This is a genomic window from Xanthomonas sp. WHRI 7065 (genome assembly GCF_040203115.2).
Classification (GTDB): domain Bacteria; phylum Pseudomonadota; class Gammaproteobacteria; order Xanthomonadales; family Xanthomonadaceae; genus Xanthomonas; species Xanthomonas arboricola.
In genome coordinates this window covers 2,457,908-2,483,456 of record NZ_CP168194.1, presented here as the reverse complement: position 1 = coordinate 2,483,456, position 25,549 = coordinate 2,457,908, and the positions used below count along the sequence as shown (strand labels likewise).

Genomic DNA, 25,549 nt, shown 5'->3' with positions numbered 1-25,549 from the left:
TCATATGCGCGGCACAGGTTGAATCGACCGATCGCCGCATATGCCCCAAAAAGGGAGTTATTCTCCCAATGCTCTGAGAGATGGGCGACAAAACCCGTCGGGGCCGAGGCCCTAGATGACATCAATCTTCTGAAGCAGTTCAGATGTGATCTTCAGCTCCGCACTGTCTGCACCACGAAGGTGAATGAAGAACGATGCCAAGAACCCTGCCACACTGGACATGGCCACGACGGTCCCCACGCCAGGCAAGCGTTGCTGTTTCAGTTCGCGCCAGAACAGCGCGCTACTGCTGACAAGCCGCCCCCCGCCCTCATAGAATCGGGGCAGTAGTAGTTGCAGGTAACTCACTCCCGAACCCACAGGAAACTCAGAACCGGTGTCAATTGCCGCCAGCAGCGGTTCCAGTTCTGCTGAGTTCTGAATCCCCCTGAATTCGTTCAACGTGGACATGAAGCGCTTTTCCAGATCCGAGCGTGCGGCCTTCAACTGTTGCCGTTTCTCTTTGAGTTCGACCTGCCCGAACAAGACCACTGTGACCTTCACGCGGTCTCGCACTAGGCGATTGATGACCGACTTGAGCCAGGCAAACTCGTCACAGCTCAGCTCCTGGGCTTCATCGAAGATCAGAAAAAGGTGCCGGGACTCCCCTGATAGGGCCAGCAAGGCGCGGTGCACTTGGGTACGCTTGCCGGCCAAATCTCTGGCGATCTTGGGCGCATAGTCGATCTGGTTGAGGATTTCCGAAAGTAAGCGCCCTTCGGCCGGATTGGTATCTTCGACCACCTCAAAGATCAACACGCCGCAGCCAGGCTTTTTTCGCTTCATTTCCACCAATAGCAACTCGGCACATGAACTCTTGCCCGACAGCGGCTGGGCGAAGAAGGCAATGGATCCCCTGCCCTTGCGGCCAAGCGCCCAAACACGGGCCAGAACGTCCTTGGCAGCAAGCGTTGGCAGCACCGCTCGCTCAATGATTAGCGGATGCTCATCCCATACCTGATCACGCAAGCGTAGAATCTTCTCAAGCGTCATAACGATCTCCGTTGAAGGCAACTATGTCATCCCACTGCATGTAGTTGGACGTTGTTGAGTCGCTGGCCCGATCCAGGAGGTCCGTCACTGCGACTCCGACCTGCTTAACCTGATCGGCGGTGTTGGGGACGTCATCGGGCACATCGCGGCGGGCGTTGTGATCGCCCACATGTCGCATGGCCGCCTTGGCCGGCTTGGATTTACCCTTGGCAATGGCATATTCGTCCGCCACCTTCTTCAGGAACGCGGCCACGACATCGTCGTTCCTATCGTTCTCGATGTAGCCCCCGCGAAGGAGCTGATTGATCTGGCGCCGTAGATCGATCGAGTGATCGCTCCAACGCCAGCGGCCACCCGCCTGACATGTGCCCAAGGGGCGCTGACGGCAGAAAGCATCAATGAATCGGACATTGGTTCGTGCCACATGCAGTTCTAGGTTGACCTGCTCATCCAACAGCGCCCAATCCTTCGCCATGGCCGGGTTCGTGTAGTCGACCTCCAAAAAAGAAAAATAGGGGCGACGCCCAGTGGCTTTGTTTCCCCGAATTGGTACGGTGATGATCGACTTGGACAGATCTGCCTCGCCTTCCCGAAGCGGGGGTAGAAACGGAAACTGGTACTGATCGCGTTCGGGTCCGCAAATGAGCGCATGCATGCGCTGGGCGGGGCTGGCCGCCAAGTTGGCCTTGCCCATTTTCTCGTTGAAGTTGCGCAACAGGTTTGATACTAGATCCACAATCTCGCGCTCTGACAGCACGCACGCGCGGGCGGCCTCTTCCGCCTTCTGCCGCCGAGGATCCTGTGGTCCAGCACCGGTGGTTTGAGGGAGCCGTTTAAAGCCTGCGCGTTCCAGTTCGTTGAAAACGCGTTCTACTAATTGGCGCCGGGCTGGCGTTTTTACTGGGCCAAAGTTCACCGCGCATCCGCTCAGCGACATCACACGTGAGACCAGTTCGTCAGCTAGATGGATGAGCGCGTTGTCCAGCAACAGGCAGTTGAATCCACACCAGCCGAAGCGGTCGTCCAGGTCTGCCAAGGGGCGCGTGGCCAGCTGACCGTCCTTGCGGTGGGCCCAGTCCGGTTCGCCGACTACGCCCGCGTGAAGTACGTCCATCGCATCGCCGGCGTTGGCCGCCTCGCGGAAGATCACCTTGAAGGCCATGATCCAGCCCTTGTGGCGATCGACCAGCAGCAAAAGCGTCATTCGGCCTGCATCCAAAAACCGGAAACCCTCAGGCGACTCGATCCTGACGGTGCCGATGCAACCCATGGCATGCTCGTCCATCTCGACGATGTCCATTGGCATACAGGCCACGAGGCGAGAGACATGGCCGTTGCCGGCCTTGGCTTTGGTCGCGGCCTTGTCCCCATATTGGGTAGCCACGATCGCGTCGTAGTGCTGGATCAGAAAGGCCTTGGTGAACTCCCGTAAGGCCCCCGCCCCACGCCGACGGGAGGTAAAAGGCCAGGACTGCATGTCGGGATCCTTGGCCTCGCATAAACGCAAAAATTCCATGTGGACCGACTTGTGTCGGACGCCCGCCTCTCCGCCGGGCTTTCGTTTGGCATTGAGCAGCAAGTACGACTCCAATGCTGCGGAAATGTCGCTGTTCTGGCGTAGGAACTGCGCAAATGCCCCCGCTAGCCCTTTGCTTTGATGCGTCGGCAGGGGCTGCCGCGGCTGGATCTCCAAATAGGGCAGCAGCCCTACCCAGCCGATCGGCATGCCTTGCCCATCAAGCGCGACACACTTGTCATAGGCGCGATAGAACACCTCTTTCCAGATCGATTGGGCCTGCAGCAGGCGTGTGATCCGTGCGCCGTGCACATAGCCGGTAATGGCCTCCTTGAGCGAGTAAAACCGTTTCTTCTCCGCCGCACCCAGGCCTTCCAGTGATGGCATGGCCCAGCTGGCGAGAACCAAACGCTCCGGAGGCGTCGTCTTCAGAGTCAGGCGGCTACCCATGGAGATGGGTCCGCAGCATAGTACCGGGACCCCATAGGCGCGTATCCACGTTGCTCTCGACCTCGCGCGAACGCAGCAGCGTGGCCACCGCGCCTGTGATCAGCGCGGTGCTTTCGGAGGTGAGCTGCTGGCACAGATCCCGAACCGCTAGCTCGCCATGTTCTTCCAGCAGATGCCGGCAGCGAATGATCAGCGGCCCCAAGGAATGCGATCGGCACCGGTTGATCGTGGGAACGATGGCCCGCCAGCTCTGGACACGCACCTTGGCTGCGTTGAGCATCGCCAGGCTGATCAATCGCCGGCCTGCCGCCGATGCCTTGTCGGCCTCAAGGGCCAGGTCGACGTCGAGCTCGGTACCCTCCAACGTGGTGACGGTAGCGAAGTGCCGCCGCCCCGGGTGCGAGTGCGCTCGCCCGTGGCGCAGGGGGGAATAGTCGACGAACGCCACATCCGGTGAACCTTCTAGGTAGAAGAAGGCCTCCAATTCGATGTCCGAACTCAGCGTTAGCGGGAGCGCCTGCGTGTCCTGCGGGGGGCTGACAAACCACAGGTTGTGGCCGCTGGCCCCTCTGGCACGCACGGAGGCCAGGTACTGGTTGCGCTTCTTTTGCGCCGGGGTCTTACCCATTAGGTTGCCCGCGCAGACCAGCGGCGGAAGGCAAGCGGGTGCGACCTTGACCCGCGTGGCGGGAAGGGGTGTATAGTGTCTTCGGCATAAACAGGTCCTCCAAACGACCTGGCCTCAAGAGTCCGACCATTGCCGTGGCGGGCTCTTTTTTGTGAATTAGTTTTTAATTCCAGTAGTGCTGGCGTACAGACTACTCGCAGGGAAGGTCGTCAGATTCAATCTCCTGCCGTGGTTTGATTTTCAATCCTCGCCCGAAGAGTCCCGATCATGGTGCTGGACTGTGCTAGCGGATTTCGTCAGATAGGCGCATGGATATGGACCCGATACCTGTTGAAGTCGTTGGAATGCGACGTCGAGTGGTTGAATCGAACTCTGCTTTTGCCCTGCGAGGGCTTCACCGGGGCGATCTATGAGGGGCTGACACCTCGGGTCTTCGAAGAGATCCACAACGCGGGCAAGAACCCCGACGGCGCCTATTGGAAAGAGATCAAGGACAAGACCAAGAAGTTCAACCTGCTCGAACGGGTATGTGAACGTGTGCCGGCGTCACGCGCTTGGTTGCTGCGCGATTTCAACCGCTACATGCAGCTTGATCCGCCCTCATTGTTGGACTCACGCGAGCAGTTGCTGGTTTACACCAACTCGCGAGGTCTTCTGCTGGTACCTGGGCGCGTCATGGCCGCCGTGAAACACCTGGATCCGGCGCTATACGCCGATCTTGAGCACCGATGCACCAGCGCGCTGATTAAAGCGGCTACCCCCAGCACACTGCTCTTTGTCATCGCCTTTCTGCATGAGGTCACCTGGCGCAGGCACCGGGGGACACAAGCGGCAAGGGAATTAGCTGACAACGCGGTTACCGCATTCTCTGCCTCAATGCACGAACGCGCCTTCGAAGACGGCCAGCGACTGGGCGAACGGCTTCGACCTTACTTGCAAGACGCCGTGGCCAATGTCTCGGTATGGGGTGACCGATCCGCGCCGTCAAAGCTCCCTCGGGCACTGGGAGACCTTTGGGTACTGCCTTTCCTGATGAGGAAAAACCAGGACATGCTCGATGCCTGCGCTTGCCTACATGCGGCCGGTGAAGCATGGTACGAACGAATCGATCATCCGTTGCCTGAGCGCTACCGGGATGGCGCCCTGGAGGTGACAACTGAGGGCTTGACCTCATATACACCCGCCCATGCGAGCATCGAAGCGGCGCTCATTGCGCTGCGATTGGAGTTGCTCAAAACACATGGGGATATCTCGCTCGAATACAATCAGTCGCTCTTGATAACGACAGGCACTAACCACGTCGCATATGAAAGGCTGCCCGGCGATTCACGGGCTAGTAGGAACACCCGTTCGCCTCGTTTATCCTCGCGTGCACAATCGGCATAGAGATCGCCGCACGCTCGCGCGACCCGTATTCACGCTCCAGATTCTTAGCCGCATGCTCCGCACGCATCTTAGCTAGTGCCGGCTCTTGCAATGCGTCATAGCTTTCCATGCAGTGAGCCGAAATTAACTGCCATCTCGCTTCTTCATTAATATTTGAAGCTTCACACACCTCGGAAAAATCGACGTCGTTTATGTCCTGCCATAGTATCGCCGGTGTGCCCTCATTTATCCTCGATGCTTGCCAACGCTCAAAGCTCGTGGGCAATTTATTTGCTAGCCAACCTGACAGTTCATCCGGATCACTTCTCAGGAAGGTCGAAATGGAACTCATCAGGCTTGCCTTCTCAAGGACGTAGGAACCGAAGGACCGCTCGGCCGTGCTATTAAGCCCCCACGCGTCCCAGAGTTCATAGGGAAGCTTCTCGTGTACGCGGTCAATGCGGCACATCTCCCACGCCACAAACCCGTTCCCTATGCAACAAAGCTTATGCGCGGTCCGAGCAGGAAACTGCCCCACTTTTTTGCGTTTGATCACCTCTCGCGAGGTTGCGATACAGGTAAGGTGATCGGAATACCGTTGAAGCAGCCAGGCACCTGCTCGCAATTGGGCAGTTCGATGGACGACAGTACGATTCTCCTCGTTGATCGAGCATGGTTCCTCGGCACGGGGGCTTTTTGAGATCCGATGGATAGATGGCTGTCCCCGATGATTGGGAGTGACTTTGATAGCGGCGAATGTTGGTACAAAAGAAAGCTCCTCGGAACGTTGTCTATTGAGCTCCAACATCGCTGTGGCAGCCTCCTTGACTCCGGGAAAATAGCCTTTCCTGCCAAACCGTCCCGTCGTCATGGAATAAATCGGTGCGCAAGTATCCATTGCCCTAAACAGCTCCTGGTGGGCGCGTGAAATCTGCCATCGGACGCGTCGGTTCGCACACACATTGGTCACATCGGCAGCTAACAGAGAGCCACCGCAGCCGTCACAGCCAAATGCTGGGCGGGACACGGCGGCGATGTAATTCATTTGCTCCCCGCAGACTGGGCAGTGCGAGATCAGTCGTCGTTGGTGGTAAGGACAGAACTCAACGAACTGCAGTTGGCAGACCGTGAAGTGCATTCCAAGGGCGATGCATTCTGTGCAAAAGCGGAGACACTCGTCTTCCCATGCCCTATCTGAGTAGTCCTTCAGCATTAGGAAATCCGACTCATTGAAGTACTCCCTTAGCCTCCCTTGCTGGATTGGCCACAGATACCTGTGCGCCTTACTGCTCCATTCATTCACCACCTCCGCGTAGTCGATCCGATCTGGCTTGCGGGGATACTGGTTTTGCTCGGTGATACGAAGATCACGCATCAGCTGAAGTGGGCCCCTTGCAGCGAACCAACCCAATTTGTTCAGAAATGCATATGTTGATTCTCCTGGCAGCAAGGCGTCGCGCACCCAAGGTATGTACGGCTCGAACTTTTCATCGCTCAAGACCCTTCTCCAAGCAAGACTTGGGGAATTGTTGATCGCTTTTCCCAAAAATTCAGCGGGTCGGGAAAGTCACAGCTTTAGCGTTCACCCCAAAGTAGTCACAGCTTTACTGGTCCCCTTGTTACAGTGATACCGAATCCAAACCCAATCCTCGCCCACCGATAAGTGATTGTTTTATATGAAGCGAGACGAAAGAAGTGTGGTCACAGGTTTACCGAGCCCGGTTGCGGCATTGTCTGACCAGCAGCCGCATCAACCCTTCCCAATGGCCGCACTCTAGTGTCCCGGATTTCAACAGCTGCACTTTGGTAGCCCCACAAACAGCAACGCCGCGCTTTGAAATCCCCAGTTTCAACGCCGCTTCAGTTCGTACTCCTTCCAGGTCTCAATGAGACCGGCTCGTTCGCGCCCTTGGTTTCCTCCAAAAAAATCGCCGTGGTCAGGCTGCCAGGCGTCGCAACACTTCGTTCTTACGAAAGTTGACTACGTTCACAGTGCGTCGCCGTTTGGCGTTTGTGTTCTCGACAATGCCGGATTTGATCAGTTCGCCGAGCGCAGCCTGCAGCTCAGAAAGCAAACCGTCGGTTTCTTCGATCAGGTCAGCCATGGCGACCATGTCGACAGTCAGAGTGCTCCTTACTTGAGGAAGCCTTCGCAGCCAGGCCATTTTCAAATCGTAGGACGGCATCGTCGGCTCATCTTCATGCTGGTCGGCATTGAAGAAGTCGCCTTGTCCCAGCTTCTCAGCCTTCTTGTCCAAGCGATGTTGCAGTTTGAGCCTCGTCTGCTGCTGCGCCGTTTTCTCTGCCTCTTCCCAGAACACCACCAGCCTCGCAGGGTGATGAGTGGCATATACCAAGATCGGAAGCGGCCCTTCTCCTAACTCGGATAAATCGATCTAATCTCTCTGTCGAATATGCACGCGTCCTCGCGGGCGCGAGGATTGCTCGCAATCACGGCAGAGTGAAGTCAGACTTTAGATAGCTGGCATCTCCGTAGAACGCTACTGACTGTTGAGGCCCGGCGTACAGCCTCATTTCTCGCTTGACCAATGATCGTTTTAGCTCAAGCTCCATTAGGCGCCTCGCGCACCATCGAGCCACAAGAGTCTGCTTCGCAATATCAAACGCAGTGTCGGTGTCCAGAAGCCCCTTGAGGTACTTGGGGTGCGCGTGGCCAAAGAAGCGGTGACGCGCCAGATACACATGAGACACGATCAGCTGAAGATTCGCGTCGAACTCAGCGCCGAATATCTGAGCGCCTGCTTCAAGTGCCTTGTCCTTCTCATGCCGTTCGAGAATCGCCTCTGTTGCGAGATAGAACTGCATAAAAGCAGCATCAACGAGACCTGAGATTGAGTCCTCTCCTGCGAGCAGGGACATGCCGGTGTAGTAATGTTGTTGCGCCACCCTGGCTTTATCCGACATTTCGAAATCGCCGCCCCCTAGTGATGCTTCGGTGGCGCCACGCTCGTCGATCTCGAACGCAACTCCCCTGGTGAATGGAAGTCTCGACAATATCCACAATGGCAATTCCGGGCCGCGTCCGATATCGGCCAAGTAGGTGACTTGGCCAAAGGTGAGATTGATATCCGTATGGACTTCAAGTTGCCGAATCGCCTCGGAAAGGACCTCGGGATCGAACGAAAACAACTCTTCATGATGTCGGAATTGCTTCCAGAACAGGAGCGCAGGCTTGCCCTGATCGAAGTGGCGCATGCCCTGCAGAAACGCGGATGAGATTTCGCTCACGCCATTTAGGGGGCGATTGGCGCATTCGGCGAGGAACTGTAAAGTCTGTGGAACCATCAAAGTTTTGAAGACTTCGAAGGAGAAAACTCCGTGTATTGGGGCGATTACCTCCGCTTGTGATGACCTCCATATCTCGACTGCTCTTGCTGGGAACGATGACATTGGTCCTTCCTTAGGTTTCGTTTAATGCAAGCCTCAATATTACCTATCGGCGTGAACGCCGGCATGGCTAGTTTGCTATCGACCTTCACCGCGGACCTCAATTTCTCGTACCCTCGATAAACATTCGTAATCGATAGCCACATTTCCCCCAAGCTGTACTCCTTAGCCAAGCCCGTTTTTGGTCGGAGACGGACCTTTATCTGTATCTGTTCAATCGCCGCGGCCGTCGTTCGTTGCACGACCTTGCGGTGGGAAGCTCGGTGGTCACCGCGCAGACACCGCTCGCCGCTGTCAGGCCGATGCCGGTGTGGCGTGTGCACTTGGTGGTGGTCGCTGTGTTGATGATCGCAGCCGCAGCAGTTCCGGCGTTTACCGGGCAACTTGCGCAGAGCGATTACTTCAAGGACTTGCTGGCGGCACATGAAGCCGTCAGTGCCGAGCCGGGCGTGCAGTCCGCGCGCGTCGTGCACAACACGGTGTTTGGCACGCCGAATGTCGAATCTGTGGTTGTGCAGGTCAACCTTTCCAAACGGCGCATCGACGACAAAGCGTTGGCGGAGCACATTGCCAAGGTCGTCCTTGCTAACGACAAGAAGGCGGCCGCCATGTCGGCGATCCACGTCACGCTGGTCTATGGCTATGACCGGGGCATCGCATCGTCCTGGCGCTCGATGGGGTATCAGTTCGCGCCGAAAGCGTTGGCGGCGGCCGGTAACAGCGATGCCGCAGCGAGAAGCAGAAGGTAGCGTCTCCTACCCTGCCGAAGACAATGCCTGCGATACGGCGTGGGATGGGTATCGAGGGGAGTTGCGCGGCCCATGCACCGCAGGCGGTTGCCAAGCCTGTGGTGAGTGCGTTGCCGCAAACGTGGGCGCCCCACTCCGCTGAACGAGCTGGTTTCCTGAGCAACGCGGCTGCAGTATTCCTGCAGCCGATTACACATGCGCTTACTTATCCGCACCTGGTACCGGGTGCAGAGAAAGGATGGGGCAGCTTATGTAGCTCACCGCATCTCGGAACGACGCCCGCCTCAACCCGCGATGGTAAAGACCGATCCCGAATCCACCCGGATCCCGGCGCCGTTGATGAAGCTGGCGCGCTCGGAGCACAAGAAGGCAACCGCCGAGGCCACTTCCTCGGGGCGGCCGCGTCGCTTGAGCACCATGCCGGGACGCTCTTCGTCCAGGAACGATTCGATCGCCTGCTCGAACGTGGTTCCGTTTTCGCTGGCGCGCTTTTGCATCATCTTGTCGGTCATCGGGGTTGCGATGAAGGCGGGCGACACCGTATTGACCAGCACTTTGTCCGGTCCGTAGGCCTTGGACAGGCCCTTGGCCAGGCTCAGGATTCCTGCCTTCGATGCGCAATAAGCCAGCTCGTCCACGTAAGGCTGCACGGCGTCTTCCGAGGCGAACAGCACGATCCGGCCCCATTGGTTGCGGCGCATCGCGGGAATGGCCTGGCGGCACATGCGCACTGCGCCCATCAGGTTGATGTCCAGCGTTTCGAGCCAGCCGGCGTCGCTGACCTCCAGGAAATCGCCGGTTGCGCCGGTGACGCCTGCTGCGTTGATGTAGATGTCGGGGTCTCCCAGTTGTTCGCGCACCTGTGCCCAGATGGCGGTGACGTCCTGCTCGCGGGTGACGTCACCTTCAATGGCGATGATCTGCCCCAGGCCCGACAGCTCGGCCACTGCCTGGTCGAGCGTGCCGTCCGGAAGATCGGTGATCGCCACGCGCACGCCGGCTTCGAGCAGCTGCCGCGCAGTCTCCTTGCCCATTCCCGAGTCGCCGCCACTGATGAGGGCGATCCGATTGTTGATTCCGAGATCCATACTGAACTCCTGGTGGTAGAGAGAGGTGGTGGTATGCGCCACTAGCGGGCGAGAAAGCGCTCCGCCGTGCGCAGGCCGAGTGCCATCTGCGTCAGCGCGGGATTGGCTGCCAGTGCACTTGGAAAAATCGAGTTGTCGCAGATGTAGAGATTGGCGATGTCGAATGCGCGACCATCCGGATCCACCACGGCCTGCTCCGGATCATTGCCCATGCGGCAGGTGCCCAGCGTGTGTGCGGAGCGGGCGGCAGCGAAAATGCGTTGGGCGCCCGCCGCCTCCCAGATTGCGTGCAGCAATGCGCGCGCGTGGGCATCGATCGCGCGCTCGTTGGGTCCATAGCTGAAGTCGATACGCGCCTTGCGCTGGCCGAAGGCATCGCACTCATCGGACAGGCTCAGCCGGTTGGTATCTTGGGGCAGGCATTCGCCATTGATGCCGATGCCGGCCAGGCGGTTGTAGCGCGCCATGGTTGAGACGAGCTCCCTACCCCACAGGCCTACGCCACGTGCCAGGGTGTTGGCCAATGTAATCGGCTGCACACCCAGGCTCTGCACCAGATAACCGCCGATGAAATCCGCATTGGCCGGGCGCAGCATGTCCTCGGTGATCAGCGACGAGGGGTAGCCACGGTTCATGCGCATGTCCGCATCGAACTCCCCCCACACCTGGGTAGCCACATGCGCCATGAAATTACGCCCGACCTGACCGCTGGAGTTGGCCAGCCCCAGGTTGAGCAGCAAGCGCGGTGTTTCCACGCCGCCTGCGCACAGGAACAGGCTTGCGCAACGCTGGCGCAGTTCGCGTCCGCCCTGTTGGTAGACCACCGCGCTGACCATGCCACGGGCGTCGCGCTCGATATCGATGACCCGGCAACCGGGTCGCAGTTGAGCACCGTGCGCGCGCGCCAACGGCAGCCAGGTGGTATCGACGCTCACCTTGGCGCCGTTGCTGCAACCTTGATGACAGGCGCCGCAGTTGTTGCAGGCCGCGCGCATGCCGTGGTGCGGCTGCGCGTGCGCCCTGGTCACCAACGCGGCAGGGGCATCGGTGGCGGTGATGCCTAGCGTGCGGCAACCGCGCTCCATCGCGTTGGCCGACGCATTGCGCTGCGGCGGCGCATAGGCGTAGCTGCGCTCGGGATCCCACGGATAGTGCGCCGGCCCGGAAACGCCGATGAACTCCTCGACGCGGCGGATATAGGACAGCAGCTCTTCATGCGCGATCGGCCAGTCCATGCTGCGCTGCCCGGTGTGCGTCGACAGGCTCAGATCGCGCTTGTCCGGACGCGGGCAGAAGGCGCCCCAGTGCAGTGTCGAACCACCCAGGCCCGAACCAGAATTGTTGGCGCCGAATGCGGTGGGCGTCTGCCCGCCGCTCAGGCGCTCCTCCATCCAGTAGATGCCGGTGGTCAACTCATCGGGCAGATGGGAGGCGGGGCTGAAGGCCGCACCCGCTTCCAGCACCACCACCGACAGACCTGCCTGTGCAAGCCGTGCGGCCAGCGGGCCGCCGCCTGCACCGCTGCCTACCACCACCACATCGACTGCAGCGTCGTGGATGCCCGGGCTCATCGCAGGCCTTCGGCAGGAAACTGCCAGGCTTCCTGCCGGTCGGCTGCGGTGTGCTGATAGCCCAGGCTGTCGATACCAAAACCGCCAACCGCAAAGCCGTCGTAGCCCAATGCGGCCATCGTGGCGGGAAGGCTGACCCAGGTCCGCACGGCTTCGGCGCGCACATCCTCGAACCAATGCGCCAGCTGCGCTGCATCCAGCCCATGCGCCGAGGAATCGCCAGCCGTCGCGCGCGACACCTCGCGCAGCCAACGGTCCTGGATATCGGCAGACAAGCCGACGAAGCCATTGCTCAGCGCGTCGAGCGTGTCGAGCCCCAGCGGCATCGCCAGCCGATCGGGTGGCAACGCGGCATGGCGCCAACCATCTCCTGCGCCTTCGGCAAGCTGGACGTCGATCCGCCGTGCGATCCCGCGAGCATCCCCTGCCCCATCCAATACACGCGCAACGACTGCGCCAAGTATCTCCAGTTGGTGCTGGCTCAGCACGCCTCGCGTATCTGTGGGTGGGCCGGCATGCCGGCTGAGCAGCAGCTTGCGCATGCGCGGGGCAACCCGGTCTGCATTGAGCAGCCTGACGAAGTCATCGGGCAGGCGCTTGTCGATGCTGCGTTCCACATGCGCTGCGATCAGCTGCGCCAGGTATTGCGGTTGTTCGTAGGGGATCAGGTGCGCGGCATCGGCCACGACGGCAAGACGCGCATCGTGATAATGCGGCGCGTTCAGCGTTGTTTGCGCGGCTTCGCCGAGGTCGCCATCCTCACTGCCGGCGAGGATCAATGCCGGTACGTGCATGCAGCCGGCTTGCGCACTGCAGTCCTCACGGCTGGCGTCTGAGAGCCAGGCGATCCACGCTTTTGCACTGGTTCGCAGCACATCGTTTACAGCCGCGTCCCTCACATGCGCAGGCAACCTCGCCGCACAGTTGTCGTCGATGAACTGCTCGGCCTCTTGCCGGGTGGGATGGCCCTTTTCGAACCAGGCCAGCATAGTCTGTCGGCGTGACTCCTCCATCGGCTCGGGCGCCGGCGGCGACGCCGCGACCAGGATCACGCCGGCCAGGCCGGCAAGCCCGGCCACGCCATCGCGTGCCTGCGCCGCTGCCAGGGTGGCGATCTTTCCGCCCATGCTGTGTCCGATCACAAACCAGCAGGTCGGTTGCCGCCGGATTACCTCGTCGACAAACCAGGCAACCAGTGCGGCGGTGTCGACATGCTGCAGCGGCGGCGCGTCTCCAAAGCCGGGAATATCGAGCGCCACACAGTCGAAGCGCGCCTCCAGTCGCTGGATCACCCCAGACCACTCGTTGCTGCTGGACCCAAGCGCGTGCAGGAAGAACAGCGTCGGCTTCGCCATGTAACACCTCTCTCCATCAGGCGCGCATGATGACCGGCGCTTTGTCCATGCCTCGTGCAGATGAGTCCGACATCGTGTGATGACGTGAGGCTTGGCGCTTGTCCGCGAACAACGTCTGTTGCATCCCGATCGGCATGCCTGCAAGGCGGCAGATCAGCGTCACACATGCGGCCTTGTCGCACGCCCTATCTGTCAGCGTGCCGTTGCAACTGCATCGGGCTCAGCGGATAAGCATCTGCATCTGCATCGCTCGCCCGGTGTCTTTCAAAGGAACAAGACGCCTCATACCAGGTCGCGATAATCCTGCAGGATCACCATCACCAACTGGCTGCGCGAACGCACGTCGAGCTTGTTGAACAGCTGCTGGAAGGTGGCCTTGATCGCGCTTTCCGAACTGCCGAGCTGGCGTGCGATCAACTTGTTGGACTGCCCACGCAGCAGGCCACGCAGCACTTCGCGCTCACGGTCGGTGAAACTGGGCCGGCTTTCCTGGGTGCCCTGGGCGACCAGCGATTGCAGATAACGCTGGTCGATCAGTACCCGGCCCATCGCCACCGCATGGATGCTGTCGATCAGTTCATCGGTGGAGACATCCTTGCGGCAGATACCGGACACGCCGAGCCGGATCAAGGCCAGCGCGTCGCGCTCGGGCAGCCCGGCGGTGACGACCAGCGTGGCCGGACGGCGCGCCTGCTCGGCCTGGCGCCGCATGTAATCCAGCGCGTTGTACTCGCCCATGTCGTAGTCGAGGATGACCACGTCCGGCGTCAGCGAGGCGATCTGTACGATGGCCTGCGCCAATGCGCCGGACTGCCCGACCACCTCGAAGCGGGCGTCGGCACCGAGCAGGCGCAGCAGGCCCTCGCGGAACAGTGTGTGGTCGTCCAGCAGATAGAGGCGCACCGGTGCGCGCCGCGACTCATCCATCCAGCGCCTCCGCATACGATGCGTGCGCCAGCGGCAGATGCAGCTCGAAACAGGCGCCTTCGCCGCCAGGCGCGTAACGCAGCAGACCGCCCTGGTTGGCCATCAGCGCACGCGAGATGTACAGCCCCAGCCCGGAGCCGTCGCTGTCGCTGCGGAACGGCTGGAACAGGCGGCCCGGCTCGGCAATGCCGGGCCCGGTGTCGCGCACGCTCAGCACTGCACGCTCCTGCTCCAGGCGCGCACTGACGATCAACTGGCGGCGTTGCGGTGGCAGCGCCTGCACCGCGCGCAGCGAATTGCGCGCCAGATTGAGCAACACCTGCAACAGCGCGTGGCGGTCGCCGTGCACCGAGGGGAAGTCGGCCGGGATCTGGATCACCAATTGGCCCTCAACGTCCTCCCAGTCCGAACGGATGATCACATCCAGCTCGCTGCACAGCGTCTGCAGCCGCGTTTCATGCGCGTCGTCGGGCAGCTGCCGACGCAGGTTGAAGGACGCCAGCTCCATCAATGCCGCCACCAGGCTACGCAACGCGGCCAGGTCCGGATCAGCGCCAATGGCCGGATGCCGCGCCAGGTTGGAGGTGACCACACCCGCCGCCGAACACAGGTTGCGGATCTCGTGCGACACCGCGCCGGCCAGCAGGCGATTGTTCTTCAGCACATCGTCGAAGTGCGCCGATTCGCGCGCGCGCACTTCCTCGCTGGTGTCGACCAGGATCGCGGCCAGGTGACGCTCGGCGCTGTCTTCGTAGACCGAGAACCAGGTGGTGGCCGGAAAGCGGGTGCCGTCGCTGCGGCAACCCCAGGTGCTGGCAGAGGTGCGCATGCCATCGAGATTGGCGCTCATACTCAGCGCGTCGTCCAGCAGCGGCAGGAACTCGCGCACCGCACGGCCTTCCAGCCCGCCCTCCTCGGCCATGTCCAGGATCTCGTGCGCGGCGCGGTTGGCCGCCACGATGCGGCCGTCGCCGGCCACGGTCAGCAAGGCCGCCGGGCTGCTCTCGGCAAGCAGCCGCAATTGCCGCTCCAGCCGCCGGCGCAGCCGCTGTTCGGCGCGCAGCTGCACGTAATGGGCCAGGATCACCCGGCGGGTGCGGCTGATTTCGGCCACGAGCAGCCCGCAGCCGGCATAGGCAATCGTCGCCATGAAAAAGCGCAGTGCCTGTTCGACCGGGGTTTCGTCGGTGACGAACAGGCCGCGCAGCACCGCGCAGGCGATCGCGGCGATGACGATGTCGCGCCGCGATAGCACCGTGGCCGCCAGCACCACCGGCAGGATGTACAGCAGCCCCAGCGATACGCCCAGGTGCGAGTACCACTCCGCCCACACCAGCGAGGCCAGCATCGCCAGCGACGCCCACAGCGTCGGGCCGCGATTGAGCTTGACCACCTGCCCGCGCCACTTGAATGGCAGTCTCAGTCTGTCCATTGCCTACCCATGCACCTGCGCTGCAATGCCGCTCCTCTCTTGCGATGGTTGATGCCACAGCATCGTGGCCAGGGCTGCGGATTTCACCCTATCGAAAGATAGCCCGGCCGCATCGTTCGGACGGTGCGTGCACTGTCCAACGCTGGCGCAAGGATGGCAGACACGACCGTGGAGGCTGGGTGTAATGCATCCACCCCACGTCGATGTTGCCTCTCCCATGATCACCCGCGATACGTTCCCGCTGCGACGCATCTGGCCCAAGACCTACAAGCGCCTGCTGGTGTTGCTGGCGTTCGACTGCGCTGTGGCCGTGCTCTACACCTTCTTCGGCTGGCAGTGGCTGTCGATCGAAGCCTTGCCGCTGGCCCAGCTCGGCTCGGCGCTCACCATCTTCCTGGCGTTCCGCGCCAATGCGGCCTATGGCCGCTGGTGGGAGGCGCGGCAACTCTGGGGCGCGCTGGTGAACACTTCGCGCGCCATCGCACGCCAGGCCTTGACCGCGCTGGATGTGGACCCGGCCGACCCGCGCCAGGCCGCACTGCGCGACGATATCGTGGTGCACCAGGTCGCCTTCGTGCACGCCTTGCGCTGCCATCTGCGTCGGCAGAACCCGTTTCCCGAGCTGGCCGGGCTGCTCGGCCAGGCACGCGCCGACGACCTGCGCGGCTACGCCAACATCCCCAACGCGCTAACCCTGCGGCTGGGCCAGCAACTGCAGCAGGCGCGCGACTGGGGCATGCTCGACAGCCTGCGCTGGTCGTCGCTGGACGCCAACCTCACCACGCTGGCCAACATCCAGGGCGCCTGCGAACGCATCAAGAACACCCCGCTGCCGCGGCAGTTCTCCTCGCTGCCGCGCACGCTGGTGAACATGTATTGCTGGCTGGTGCCGCTGGGCCTGATCGCCGGCATGGGCCTGGCCATGCCGATCGCCTCGGTACTGATCAGCTTCACCCTGATCGCCATCGACAGCGCCAGCAGCGCCATCGAAGACCCGTTCGAGAACACCGTGCACGACACCCCGATGACCGCGCTGTCGCGCGGCATCGAACTCACCCTGCGCGAAATGCTGGGCCAGCGCGTACCGCTGCGCGAAGTGCGCGCCATCGACGGTTTCATCTACTGACCACGGAGCCAGCCATGCAGACCACCCCCACCCACCTGATCTTTGCCACCAATTTTTCCGAGACCTGCCATGCCGCCATCCCGACCGTGGCGCAACTGGTGGACCGCCTGCGCGCACGCCTGACCATCCTGCACGTGCACGCCAAGGGCAAGCGTGCGCAGGCCCAGCAGTCGCTGGATGCGTTCTTTGCCGAGGCTTCCAATTACCCGGGCTGCGAGCGCGCACTTGCCGGCGGCCCGGCCGCCGCCGGCATCGTCTCGTTCTGCCGCAGCCGCGACGACGCGTTATTGATCATGCCGCCGTCCGAGCGCACCGGCCTGCCACGCCCGCTGCATGTCTCGCTGCGTGCGCGGGTGCTGCAGCGCGTGGCCACGCCGATGCTCACCCTGCCCTACGCCGATGCGATCCCGCGCGATGGCGCCGTCGGCGGCCACGTCGCCTGCTGGATCACCGGCCGCGAAACCAGCCTGGAATCGCTGCGCGATGCCGCTGCCCTGGCACGCCGTCGCGGCGCCGACTTGCATCTATTGCATGTCGTGCCGGAAATCAGCGAAGGCCTGCTGGTGGACAGCCTGTTCAACGACAAGCCGCTGAGCGAAGACGCGGCCGCCAGCTGGCTCGGCGACCTGGTCCAGCAACTGCCCGACGAGGACCTGCGCGTGCGCATCCACGTCGCCGTCGGCAATCCGCGGCGCGAGATCGCCGGCCTGCTCAAACGCGCCTGCGCCGACGTGCTGGTGGTCGAACACGACGCCGTCGTCCGCCGCGGCGTCTGGCGCTCCTCGCTGCAGTCGGCACTGGCAAAGACGCCGTGCGTGCTGATCTGCCTGCCGCCGCCCCATCTGCGCCGCCCGATCCTGGGCGCTGGTGGCGAGCAAGCCGATGCCGCGCGCGGCCGCAGCCTAGCCAGGCGGTTATTGCGCGTGTGAGGCAACCGAGTGCTCGGCGAGCGGCTGAGTGGGCATCTGCAGTGGTCAGCTGGGCAAGGGAGGGCTTGCCTCATTGCGGCATGCATCCCTGAGCGCGAGGCGGTTTACCGACGTCATGACGCGGCCGCGCGTCCCCGAACCAGCATGTTCGAGGACGCGCAAGCGGGCCTGCCATCAGCGTGTGGACCGGCTTATCGATCAGCACTTTCGCAGCGCTATCTGCACCCCAGTGGTGGATCTGTCCAGCGATAACGCGTCCACGCTGGCTGCCACACAGGCTGGCCCGCACAAGCTGGATGCAGCGCCCTACCCCTTCAGCACCAGCGACCCATCCGGATACCTTTCGCACATAAAGTCCACGAAGGCACGCACCTTCGGGGCAGCCAGGCGCCTGGACGTGTGCAACACCCACAACGCCGGCTCCGCGTCAGCGATGGTGCCCCATTGCACCAGTTCGCCACACGCGAGCTGGTTCCGGGCGATCGACTGCGGAATCAGCGCGATGCCACCGCCTGCCATCGCCGCGTCGCGGACCATCAGGAACGAGGAAAACCGCAGTCTTGGAATGGGTTCCAGGACCAGACGCCCGTCATCGAGCGTCCATGTGGTCGGCTGGAAGCTCGACATCACCACGGCGGGCAGTGGTGTAACCGCGCCGCCGGTCGGCATGGCGATGCCGGGGGCGGCCACGACCACCAGCCGATCCCTGGCGAAGCAGCGCCCCACAAGGCTGCTGTCCGGGCTGGGGTTGATGCGGATGGCCACATCGAACTGCTCTTCCACCAGATCGACCGTGCGGTCCTCAGCCACCACCTCCAGCGTGATCTCCTGATAGGCCGCGCAGAACTCTGCGCCGATGCGCCCCATCGCCAGTTGCGAGAACAGCACCGGCGATGCAACCCGCAAGCGCCCACGCGGGCTTGAGAGCCCCTCGCGTGCGGCTGCCATGGCCTCGGCCACCTCGCTCAACGGCACTTCGGTGCGCTCCATCAGCAGCTGCCCGGCCTCGGTGAGCCTGAGGCCACGTGCGCTGCGCTCGACCAGTCGCACTCCCAGTTGCTCCTCCAGCTCGGCGATGCGACGCGACAGGGTCGCCTTGGATCTGCCGCTGGCACGGCTCGCCTTTCCCAGGCCCTGGTTCGCCGCGACCAGCGCGAAATCGATCAATGCATTGAGATCCATGGTGTTCCACATTTGAAACCAGGCGTCTACATCTTGGCGTCTTCGTATTGTGGGTGCAACGGCCTATCGTCTCGTCACCGCAACGCCAAGCGCAGCGGACATGTCGCACTGACGCCTCTTCCATCCATAGCAGGAGATTCACATGAGCATTCTCGTTACCGGTGCCACCGGCACCATCGGTTCTCTGATCACCCAGGGCCTGGCCGACGCAGGCGCAGAGGTCAAGGCACTGGTTCGCCAACCCGGCAAGCGCACTTTCCCGACCGGTGTCACCGAAGTGGTCGCAGACCTCACCGACGTCGCGTCGATGCGCGCCGCGTTGTCGTCGGTGCGCACACTGTTCCTGTTGAATGCGGTCACTCCCGACGAAGTGACGCAGGCGCTGATCGCCTTGAATCTTGCCAAGGAGGCAGGGATCGAGCGCATCGTGTACCTGTCGGTGATCCATGCCGACAGGTATACCAACGTGCCGCACTTCACCGGCAAGCACACGGTCGAGCGCATGATCGAAAGCCTCGACATTGCCGCGACGATTCTGCGCCCGGCGTATTTCATGCAGAACGAAGCGATGATCCAGCAGACGATTCAACAGTACGCCGTCTACCCGATGCCGATCGGCTCGGCAGGTGTGGCCATGATCGATGCGCGCGACATTGCCGACATCGCGGTTGCCGAGTTGCTGCGCCGCGACCGCGCACCCGCCGCACTTGAGCGTGTCACGCTCGAACTGGTCGGCCCGCATGCAATGACGGGCCCTTCCGCCGCGAAGGTCTGGAGTGCGGCGCTTGGGCGCGAGATCGCCTATGCGGGCGATGACGTGGCTGCCTTCGAAGCGCAGATGGCCGCCTACGGCCCCTCCTGGCTGGCCTATGACATGCGCCTGATGATGGCCGGCATCCAGACCCACGGCATGCGGGCGGCCGACGGCGCGGTGGAAACGCTGCAGGCCATGCTGGGGCGTCCGCTGCGCACCTATGAAGACTTTGTGCGCGAGGTGACGGCCCGGGCCTGAGCGCAGGTGGTACGACAGGCGCGGTGATCACGGGGCAGGATGTCATGCGGCTGCATGGCATCTGCGCGTCTGAGGCAGACTATGCAGATGGACACGATTCGGCCGTATCAATCTCGGGACTTCGACGCCTGCATGGCGCTCTTCGATGCGAATGTGCCGGTGTTCTTCAGCGCCGGTGAACGTGCCGACTTCGCCGGCTTCCTGAGCCATCACGCCGCGGCGTGGCACTACCAACTGCTAGAGCGCAGCAACGCTGTCGCTGGCTGCGCCGGCTACGCGATCGGCTCAGATGGCACAACGGCGAGCTTGTGCTGGGGCATGGTCCACCCGCGTCTGCACCGCTGCGGCGTGGGGACGCAGTTACTCCTGGCCCGGCTTGAAGCATTGCGCCAGATGCCGGATGTCCGGCGTGTCCTGTTGGATACGAGTCAACATACCCAACTGTTCTACGCCCGCTTCGGCTTTGTGGTGCAGCAAGTGACGGTGGATGGCTATGCGCCGGGTCTGGAACGATGGGATATGGCGCTAGAGTTGTAGTGCTGCATGCTATCTGCGGGCGATGCTGACCTGCGCAGTGACGATGTTGTTCACGGTGTAGGGATGCCCGAGCGGTCGTGCAGACACCCAGCCTCGCCGTATAACCGCTTTTGGTCACCAAGTACCCGCCACCGAACACGACGCTCTGAGCACTTCCTACTGCTGAAGCAGCACGCTTATCGCGCTGCGTCCTTGTTCACCTGGGCACGCGCGAGCACGCTGGCCGATACCAGCACATCCGGCAGCTCCTGGCGGAAGGCCTCGGCTTGCCCGGCCTGCAAGACCCCGTGAAAGCTTGCGTTGTCGAACACCGGTCTGCCCTGCAGGAAGAAGCCATCGCGGCCTTGCACGACGAAATGGAAACACGCCTGCCAGCGCGGGTCGGGGCTGGCCGACAACTGCACCACCACCTCGCTGCCGGCAGATGCGGTGCTTGCCGGGGTGACCGTGATCGTTCGCGCGGTGATCTGACTGCTGTTCATGGTGAACATGATCACGCTTGGGGCGTGGTGGCGGAGTGAGCCGGTGATGGCACGACATGACATCCGGAGCGGAAGCGACGGCTGACCAACGTATCGAGAAACCGGCCAGCAGACATACCCGGCGCCAGCGCCGATGGGTGCAGACCATTGCACAGGCCAAGCACGCGAACCAAGCGATGAAGCAGCACGATTGACACCCATCGACACCGCCACGCAGCTTGCGTTGGACGCTACGTCGCGCGCCGTAAACCAGAGAGAATCTGGTCGGACAGGCCGTTCGCTGCCGCAGCTGCCGTCCATACGAACAAGCCAAGCATCGAGCACGATGCTGAGGCAAGTAACGTCAGCATTATCACGCTGCGAATCGCCGCGCCGAAAGTCGGTTTTTTCCTGACCTGCGTGAACGAAAATGCGAGCTAAACGCGGCCTGGAGCGGGCGGTTTAAGTTTCCGATTTTCGCGTCGTTATCACGTTGCCGAGGCATTCACGCGAACATCACGTGGCCTGCCAGCCGGTGCCACCCACTGGACATCAGGACGACTCGCATGACTGCCTATTTGCAACGCTATAACGTCGGGCGCCGTCTCGGCGTCGCCTTCGGAATTCTGATTCTGCTGTCGAGCCTGCTGGTGGCGACGGGCCTGGTCACCATGGCCAATGCAAGGCAGCAATTCGATTTCATCGTGCTCGATCGCATGGCCAAGATCCAGATCGGCAATGGCATGCTGGATGCCAACTCATCGATCCTGATCGCGCTGGGCACCTATGCCATGGCCACCAGCGATGAACTCAACAACGAAGCGCTGACCACCATCAAGGCGCAGCGCCAGCGCTACAACGAGTTGCGTGCCAAGCTCGATACGCTGCCCAGCTCCGAGGAAGGTCGCAAGATTCGCGCCGAGATGGATGCGCGACGTGCCATCTCGGGCAAGATCAACGACCAGGTCATGGCACTTGCCGCTAAAAACGACAATGCGCCGGCGCAGGCCTTGCTCAGCGAAAAGGCGCGCCCGGCGACGATGGCATGGCAGGACAAGATCCGCGAGCTGGTGACGCGTCAGGAAGGCCAGAGCCAGCAAGCCTATGCCGACGCAGTGGCGTCGATGAACCGCGGCAAGCTGCTGATCATCTCCGGTGGCGTTGCCGTGGTGGTGATTAGCAGCCTGCTTGCCTGGCTCATCACCCGCAGCTTGACCCAGCCGCTCGCACGCGCAACCAAGGCCGCAGAGGCGATTGCCAACGGCCAGCTGGACAATGACGTGGAAAGCGACGCCAAGGATGAAACCGGCCGTCTGTTGCGCGCGATGCGTGGCATGCAGAGGCAGCTGCAATCCTTGCTCGACGCGCAGAGCGACATGGCCAGACGCCACGATGATGGCCAGACCAGTTTCCGCATCGATGCCGCAGCGTTTCCTGGCGACTATGGCCGCATGGCCAAGGACACCAATACGCTGGTGGCGTCGCATCTGGCGGTGCAGACCAACCTGGCACGCATCATGGGACGCTACGCCGTCGGCGACCTCAGCGAGAGCATGGACCGCCTGCCCGGCGAGAAGGCCGTGCTCACGCAGACCATGGACGAGGTGAAGACCAACCTGTCCGCGATGAACCGCGAGATCAAGCAGCTGGCGCAATCTGCAGCCAACGGCGACTTCAGCGCACGCGGCGATGCCGAGCGTTTCCAGTACGACTTCCATGTGATGGTCGACAGCCTCAACCAGCTGATGGCCACTGCCGACGGCAACCTGCAATCGCTGTCGTCGCTGCTGCAATCCATCGCCGCAGGCGATCTCACCGCACGTATGACCGGCGAGTTCAAGGGCGTGTTTGCGCAGATGCGTGACGACGCCAACGCCACTGCCGCGCAGCTGGCAGAGATTGTCGGCCGTATCCAGCACTCGGCCGTGTCGATCAACTCTGCCGCCAGCGAAATCGCGGCAGGCAATCAGGACCTGTCGCAGCGTACCGAACAACAGGCGGCCAACCTGGAAGAAACCGCCGCCTCGATGGAAGAGCTGACCTCCACCGTGCGCCAGAATGCCGAACACGCCCGTCAGGCCAATCAACTGGCGATCGGTGCGGCCGGCGTGGCATCGCAGGGCGGCGAGATCGTGAGCAAGGTCGTAGGCACCATGGCCGGTATCGAGGCCTCGTCCAAGAAGATCGCCGACATCATCTCCGTCATCGACGGGATCTCGTTCCAGACCAATATCCTGGCCTTGAACGCGGCGGTGGAAGCGGCACGTGCCGGCGAACAAGGCCGCGGCTTTGCGGTGGTGGCGTCGGAAGTCCGCACCCTGGCCCAGCGCTCCACCGCTGCGGCGAAGGAGATCAAGAGTTTGATCGACGATTCGGTCGAGCGGGTCGCCGAAGGCTCGACGCTGGTGCATACGGCAGGTTCCACGATGGCCGAAATCGTGGCCAGCGTGCAGCGCGTGACCGACATCATGGGCGAGATTTCTGCGGCATCGCAGGAGCAGTCGGCCGGTATCGAACAGGTCAACACCACCGTGACACAGATGGACGAAACCACGCAGCAAAACGCAGCGCTGGTGGAAGAAGCCACCGCCGCCGCACGCTCGATGGAAGAACAGGCCGTGCAGCTGACGCAGGCAGTATCGGTGTTCAAGATCAGCGAGGGCAGCACGCGCATCACGCGGCCGGCAGCGCCGGTTGCGGCAAAGCTCAGCGAGATTGCGGGCCGACCTGCCGCTGTCAAAAGCCCGCTACGCCAGGCACCTGCAACGAAACGGGCGGTGGCCGCAGGCGCATCGCACGATGCAAGCGACTGGCAGGAGTTCTGATCTGTCGCATCGCAAACGGCCCGGCTAGTCCGGGCCGTTTGCTTTTGGGGGCTGAGCGAATGCAGCTAACTCTGGCGCCAAAGCGATCCGGTACCTGATGTGCGAACGCCTGCACGATGCCTTAACCCGCCCGGCCTATGCTGCGCCGGGCTGGACCGCGCGGCGCTCCGTTGCGCTGAATATCGATCGCCGTTGTCGTCCATGCCCCCGGAAGATCAAAGACATCGCAAAGGAGACTGTATGAAGAAGCTGCACACGCTTATGGCTGTCGGTTGCCTGCTGGGTCTGAGTTCGCCTGCATTTGCCGAGATCGCCAATCTGACCAATAGCGCCGATGGCGCCAATCGCGACGCGGGTATCGCGGCGGTAAAGCAGAAATTGCAGGACGCCTGCAAGTCGCGCAACGGTACCGTGGATCTGGATTCGTTCGAGGTGGTGTTCGAGAGGACCAGCAAGAACCCGGACGTCCCAAAGCCCTATTATGTGGACGCGAAAATCAAATGCGACCTGCCCTAAGCGCGGCTAACGAAACGCGCCTGGCAGCGCCAAAGCGCGTCCATCGCGCATCGGGCACCTAGATCACCACAAGGCCCCGCACACGCGGGGTTTTGTTTTACGGCGGCCGGCCCTGCGCGTCGGGCCGACGGTTGAAGAGCGTCGATTCCATCCTGTTTGTGAAAAACCGCGCTGAGGCGCGCTACGCGTTGATCATCGCTCGCCTGCGCTCATCGGCAGGCGGGCGGGCTTGCATCAGCTGCAATACGTGCTGCACTTGGCAATGCGGTTTTTGAACATCGTGCATCACCGTGCGCTGCACTCTCTGCAAACGCGCCTTGGCTGATGCAGACGCCCTACCCGCTATCCCAGCTGTGCCCGCGCGGTATCCAGGGTTGTCATGATCTGGATCACTTCATCCAGCGGATGGAGCGGAGACTCCTTGCGTCCTTCCCCGATGTAACGCGCCGCGGCTGTCGCTTGCCACGACAGGCCCGCGTAGCCGCTGATTCCGGTCGGATCCGTCCACATCGCGGGCGTGCCGGCGTGGTCGTTGCCGACCAGGCTCAGCGCGGTCGGGTTGTGGAACTCGCCGGCAAGGTCGATGCGGCCCTGGCTGCCGGTGACATAGGCGGTGGAACTGCTGCGGGCCACGATGGAGCTGATCAGCGTGGATTGCGCGGTGCCGCCGTGCGACAGCACCATGGTCGAGAAGGCATCCACGCCGGTGTCGGTCAGCGCGCCGGTGGTCGTGATTGCGGTCGGTGCGCCCAGGATCATCGAAGAGAACTGCACCGTATACACGCCCAGGTCCAGCAGCGCGCCGCCGCCGAGCGCCGGATTGCGCTGGCGGTGCGTCGCATCGTCAGGGCCGCGTTGGCTCAGATCGGCGAACACATGGCGGAGCTCGCCCAACGCGCCATCGGCCAGCAGTTGCCGCAGCACCGAGGTATGCGGCAGGTAACGGCTCCACATGGCTTCCATCAGGAACAGGCCGCGCTGCCGCGCCTCCTGCACCAGCACACGCGCATCGTCGGCGCAGGTAGTCATGGGCTTTTCGATCAACACATGTTTGCCGGCGCGCAGCGCCAGCAAGCCCTGCTGCAGATGTTCGCTGTGCGGTGTGGCGATATAGACGATGTCGACATCGCGGTCCTCAACCAGCGCCTCGTAGCTGTCATAGGCGCGCTGCATCTCCCAAGTGCTGGCAAAGGCCTCGGCACGCGCACGCGTGCGCGAGGCCACTGCAAATGGCTGTTGCCTGGTATGGCGGCGCAGTGCGCTCACGAACGCCGAGGCGATCGCTCCAGGCCCCAGCACTCCCCACCGCAACGAGGGCTCGCCGCGCTGCGGCAGGAACAGCTCGGGCTCGGGAAACACTGTGGGCGTCATGCGCTTGGCCTCCTGGGTAGCATGTGCGCGCATCCTAGCAAAGCGGGAGCAGCGTTCCCGGTGGTGTCA

The 25,549-nt window shown here is 62.2% G+C and carries 21 protein-coding genes and 1 pseudogene; 8 read left to right on the top strand and 14 right to left on the bottom strand.

All coding sequences use genetic code 11. The annotated features are described in order from the left end of the window. Nucleotides 1-111: 111 nt before the first annotated feature. Genes ABQY64_RS10620 through ABQY64_RS10610 form a run of 3 tightly spaced genes read right to left on the bottom strand, consistent with a single transcriptional unit; the run spans nucleotide 112 to nucleotide 3,626 of the window. Nucleotides 112-1,032, bottom strand: coding sequence for an ATP-binding protein (locus ABQY64_RS10620; RefSeq protein WP_349780513.1), 921 nt, complete (start codon nucleotides 1,030-1,032; stop codon nucleotides 112-114). After that, on the bottom strand, nucleotides 1,022-2,998 hold the full coding sequence (locus ABQY64_RS10615) for a hypothetical protein (RefSeq protein ID WP_349780512.1): 1,977 nt from the start codon (nucleotides 2,996-2,998) through the stop codon (nucleotides 1,022-1,024). Before ABQY64_RS10615 ends, ABQY64_RS10620 begins: the two co-directional genes overlap by 11 nt. After that, nucleotides 2,991-3,626: a hypothetical protein gene (locus ABQY64_RS10610; protein ID WP_349780511.1), complete on the bottom strand. Its 636-nt coding sequence runs from the start codon at nucleotides 3,624-3,626 to the stop codon at nucleotides 2,991-2,993. The genes ABQY64_RS10615 and ABQY64_RS10610 overlap by 8 nt, the downstream gene beginning before the upstream one ends. Before the next feature lie 330 nt (nucleotides 3,627-3,956). On the opposite strand from ABQY64_RS10610, the gene ABQY64_RS10605 reads away from it, so the two are divergent. Beyond that, on the top strand, nucleotides 3,957-5,012 hold the full coding sequence (locus ABQY64_RS10605; protein ID WP_146097961.1) for a hypothetical protein: 1,056 nt from the start codon (nucleotides 3,957-3,959) through the stop codon (nucleotides 5,010-5,012). Here ABQY64_RS10605 and ABQY64_RS10600 read toward each other — a convergent pair. The 3 genes from ABQY64_RS10600 to ABQY64_RS10590 form a co-directional block, all read right to left on the bottom strand. After that, the gene (locus tag ABQY64_RS10600) at nucleotides 4,960-6,489 is read right to left on the bottom strand and encodes a hypothetical protein (RefSeq protein ID WP_349780510.1); all 1,530 of its coding nucleotides are present in this window, start codon (nucleotides 6,487-6,489) and stop codon (nucleotides 4,960-4,962) included. The genes ABQY64_RS10605 and ABQY64_RS10600 overlap by 53 nt on opposite strands. Nucleotides 6,490-6,928: 439 nt before the next feature. Beyond that, nucleotides 6,929-7,312, bottom strand: coding sequence for a hypothetical protein (locus tag ABQY64_RS10595; protein ID WP_349780509.1), 384 nt, complete (start codon nucleotides 7,310-7,312; stop codon nucleotides 6,929-6,931). A 130-nt stretch (nucleotides 7,313-7,442) separates the two neighbouring features. Continuing rightward, nucleotides 7,443-8,297: a hypothetical protein gene (locus tag ABQY64_RS10590; RefSeq protein WP_349780508.1), complete on the bottom strand. Its 855-nt coding sequence runs from the start codon at nucleotides 8,295-8,297 to the stop codon at nucleotides 7,443-7,445. A gap of 299 nt (nucleotides 8,298-8,596) precedes the next feature. Here ABQY64_RS10590 and ABQY64_RS10585 point away from each other — a divergent pair. After that, nucleotides 8,597-9,148: pseudogene (locus ABQY64_RS10585) on the top strand (RDD family protein); the annotation flags it as partial. A 284-nt stretch (nucleotides 9,149-9,432) separates the two neighbouring features. Here the strand turns inward: ABQY64_RS10585 and ABQY64_RS10580 are convergent. From ABQY64_RS10580 to ABQY64_RS10560, 5 genes are all read right to left on the bottom strand, one after another. Beyond that, complete coding sequence (locus ABQY64_RS10580; RefSeq protein WP_349780507.1) at nucleotides 9,433-10,236, bottom strand: SDR family oxidoreductase; 804 nt, start codon at nucleotides 10,234-10,236, stop codon at nucleotides 9,433-9,435. 41 nt (nucleotides 10,237-10,277) lie between these two features. Continuing rightward, the gene (locus tag ABQY64_RS10575; protein ID WP_104559644.1) at nucleotides 10,278-11,807 is read right to left on the bottom strand and encodes a GMC family oxidoreductase; all 1,530 of its coding nucleotides are present in this window, start codon (nucleotides 11,805-11,807) and stop codon (nucleotides 10,278-10,280) included. Further along, on the bottom strand, nucleotides 11,804-13,162 hold the full coding sequence (locus ABQY64_RS10570) for an alpha/beta hydrolase (protein ID WP_104559645.1): 1,359 nt from the start codon (nucleotides 13,160-13,162) through the stop codon (nucleotides 11,804-11,806). Before ABQY64_RS10570 ends, ABQY64_RS10575 begins: the two co-directional genes overlap by 4 nt. 282 nt (nucleotides 13,163-13,444) lie before the next feature. Beyond that, the gene (locus tag ABQY64_RS10565) at nucleotides 13,445-14,089 is read right to left on the bottom strand and encodes a response regulator transcription factor (protein WP_024939961.1); all 645 of its coding nucleotides are present in this window, start codon (nucleotides 14,087-14,089) and stop codon (nucleotides 13,445-13,447) included. After that, entirely contained in the window at nucleotides 14,082-15,521 is a 1,440-nt protein-coding gene (locus ABQY64_RS10560) for a PAS domain-containing sensor histidine kinase (protein ID WP_349780506.1), read from the bottom strand. The genes ABQY64_RS10565 and ABQY64_RS10560 overlap by 8 nt, the downstream gene beginning before the upstream one ends. Nucleotides 15,522-15,705: 184 nt before the next feature. On the opposite strand from ABQY64_RS10560, the gene ABQY64_RS10555 reads away from it, so the two are divergent. Next, complete coding sequence (locus ABQY64_RS10555; RefSeq protein WP_226427848.1) at nucleotides 15,706-16,647, top strand: bestrophin family protein; 942 nt, start codon at nucleotides 15,706-15,708, stop codon at nucleotides 16,645-16,647. Nucleotides 16,648-16,661: 14 nt separating this feature from the next. Continuing rightward, complete coding sequence (locus ABQY64_RS10550; protein WP_016903865.1) at nucleotides 16,662-17,576, top strand: universal stress protein; 915 nt, start codon at nucleotides 16,662-16,664, stop codon at nucleotides 17,574-17,576. Nucleotides 17,577-17,882: 306 nt separating this feature from the next. On the opposite strand, the gene ABQY64_RS10545 is transcribed toward ABQY64_RS10550, so the two are convergent. Then, a complete protein-coding gene (locus ABQY64_RS10545; RefSeq protein WP_102584641.1) occupies nucleotides 17,883-18,758 on the bottom strand; it encodes a LysR family transcriptional regulator in 876 nt (291 codons plus the stop codon). A 142-nt stretch (nucleotides 18,759-18,900) separates the two neighbouring features. Between ABQY64_RS10545 and ABQY64_RS10540 the strand changes: the two genes are divergently transcribed. Further along, complete coding sequence (locus ABQY64_RS10540; protein ID WP_102584504.1) at nucleotides 18,901-19,770, top strand: NmrA family NAD(P)-binding protein; 870 nt, start codon at nucleotides 18,901-18,903, stop codon at nucleotides 19,768-19,770. A gap of 81 nt (nucleotides 19,771-19,851) precedes the next feature. Beyond that, the gene (locus tag ABQY64_RS10535) at nucleotides 19,852-20,307 is read left to right on the top strand and encodes a GNAT family N-acetyltransferase (protein ID WP_039521633.1); all 456 of its coding nucleotides are present in this window, start codon (nucleotides 19,852-19,854) and stop codon (nucleotides 20,305-20,307) included. 176 nt (nucleotides 20,308-20,483) lie between these two features. Here the strand turns inward: ABQY64_RS10535 and ABQY64_RS10530 are convergent, their stop codons facing one another. Beyond that, nucleotides 20,484-20,789 carry a hypothetical protein gene (locus ABQY64_RS10530; RefSeq protein ID WP_039529927.1) on the bottom strand — a complete coding sequence of 102 codons (306 nt, stop codon included), beginning with the start codon at nucleotides 20,787-20,789 and terminating at the stop codon, nucleotides 20,484-20,486. 545 nt (nucleotides 20,790-21,334) lie between these two features. On the opposite strand from ABQY64_RS10530, the gene ABQY64_RS10525 reads away from it, so the two are divergent. Further along, nucleotides 21,335-23,593, top strand: a complete 2,259-nt coding sequence (locus ABQY64_RS10525) for a methyl-accepting chemotaxis protein (protein ID WP_349780505.1) — start codon at nucleotides 21,335-21,337, stop codon at nucleotides 23,591-23,593. Nucleotides 23,594-23,833: 240 nt separating this feature from the next. Continuing rightward, entirely contained in the window at nucleotides 23,834-24,109 is a 276-nt protein-coding gene (locus ABQY64_RS10520) for a hypothetical protein (RefSeq protein ID WP_024939953.1), read from the top strand. 342 nt (nucleotides 24,110-24,451) lie between these two features. Here ABQY64_RS10520 and ABQY64_RS10515 read toward each other — a convergent pair whose 3' ends face one another. Then, the gene (locus ABQY64_RS10515) at nucleotides 24,452-25,480 is read right to left on the bottom strand and encodes a Gfo/Idh/MocA family oxidoreductase (RefSeq protein ID WP_349780504.1); all 1,029 of its coding nucleotides are present in this window, start codon (nucleotides 25,478-25,480) and stop codon (nucleotides 24,452-24,454) included. Nucleotides 25,481-25,549: the final 69 nt, after the last annotated feature.

What these genes read in the sequence shown, in the direction of transcription:
- ABQY64_RS10620 (WP_349780513.1), bottom strand. Translation starts at nt 1,032, where the DNA reads ATGACGCTTGAGAAGATTCTACGCTTGCGTGATCAGGTATGGGATGAG.
- ABQY64_RS10615 (WP_349780512.1), bottom strand. Translation starts at nt 2,998, where the DNA reads ATGGGTAGCCGCCTGACTCTGAAGACGACGCCTCCGGAGCGTTTGGTT.
- ABQY64_RS10610 (WP_349780511.1), bottom strand. Translation starts at nt 3,626, where the DNA reads ATGGGTAAGACCCCGGCGCAAAAGAAGCGCAACCAGTACCTGGCCTCC.
- ABQY64_RS10590 (WP_349780508.1), bottom strand. Translation starts at nt 8,297, where the DNA reads ATGGTTCCACAGACTTTACAGTTCCTCGCCGAATGCGCCAATCGCCCC.
- ABQY64_RS10580 (WP_349780507.1), bottom strand. Translation starts at nt 10,236, where the DNA reads ATGGATCTCGGAATCAACAATCGGATCGCCCTCATCAGTGGCGGCGAC.
- ABQY64_RS10575 (WP_104559644.1), bottom strand. Translation starts at nt 11,807, where the DNA reads ATGAGCCCGGGCATCCACGACGCTGCAGTCGATGTGGTGGTGGTAGGC.
- ABQY64_RS10570 (WP_104559645.1), bottom strand. Translation starts at nt 13,162, where the DNA reads ATGGCGAAGCCGACGCTGTTCTTCCTGCACGCGCTTGGGTCCAGCAGC.
- ABQY64_RS10565 (WP_024939961.1), bottom strand. Translation starts at nt 14,089, where the DNA reads ATGGATGAGTCGCGGCGCGCACCGGTGCGCCTCTATCTGCTGGACGAC.
- ABQY64_RS10560 (WP_349780506.1), bottom strand. Translation starts at nt 15,521, where the DNA reads ATGGACAGACTGAGACTGCCATTCAAGTGGCGCGGGCAGGTGGTCAAG.
- ABQY64_RS10555 (WP_226427848.1), top strand. Translation starts at nt 15,706, where the DNA reads ATGCATCCACCCCACGTCGATGTTGCCTCTCCCATGATCACCCGCGAT.
- ABQY64_RS10550 (WP_016903865.1), top strand. Translation starts at nt 16,662, where the DNA reads ATGCAGACCACCCCCACCCACCTGATCTTTGCCACCAATTTTTCCGAG.
- ABQY64_RS10545 (WP_102584641.1), bottom strand. Translation starts at nt 18,758, where the DNA reads ATGGATCTCAATGCATTGATCGATTTCGCGCTGGTCGCGGCGAACCAG.
- ABQY64_RS10540 (WP_102584504.1), top strand. Translation starts at nt 18,901, where the DNA reads ATGAGCATTCTCGTTACCGGTGCCACCGGCACCATCGGTTCTCTGATC.
- ABQY64_RS10535 (WP_039521633.1), top strand. Translation starts at nt 19,852, where the DNA reads ATGCAGATGGACACGATTCGGCCGTATCAATCTCGGGACTTCGACGCC.
- ABQY64_RS10530 (WP_039529927.1), bottom strand. Translation starts at nt 20,789, where the DNA reads ATGAACAGCAGTCAGATCACCGCGCGAACGATCACGGTCACCCCGGCA.
- ABQY64_RS10525 (WP_349780505.1), top strand. Translation starts at nt 21,335, where the DNA reads ATGACTGCCTATTTGCAACGCTATAACGTCGGGCGCCGTCTCGGCGTC.
- ABQY64_RS10520 (WP_024939953.1), top strand. Translation starts at nt 23,834, where the DNA reads ATGAAGAAGCTGCACACGCTTATGGCTGTCGGTTGCCTGCTGGGTCTG.
- ABQY64_RS10515 (WP_349780504.1), bottom strand. Translation starts at nt 25,480, where the DNA reads ATGACGCCCACAGTGTTTCCCGAGCCCGAGCTGTTCCTGCCGCAGCGC.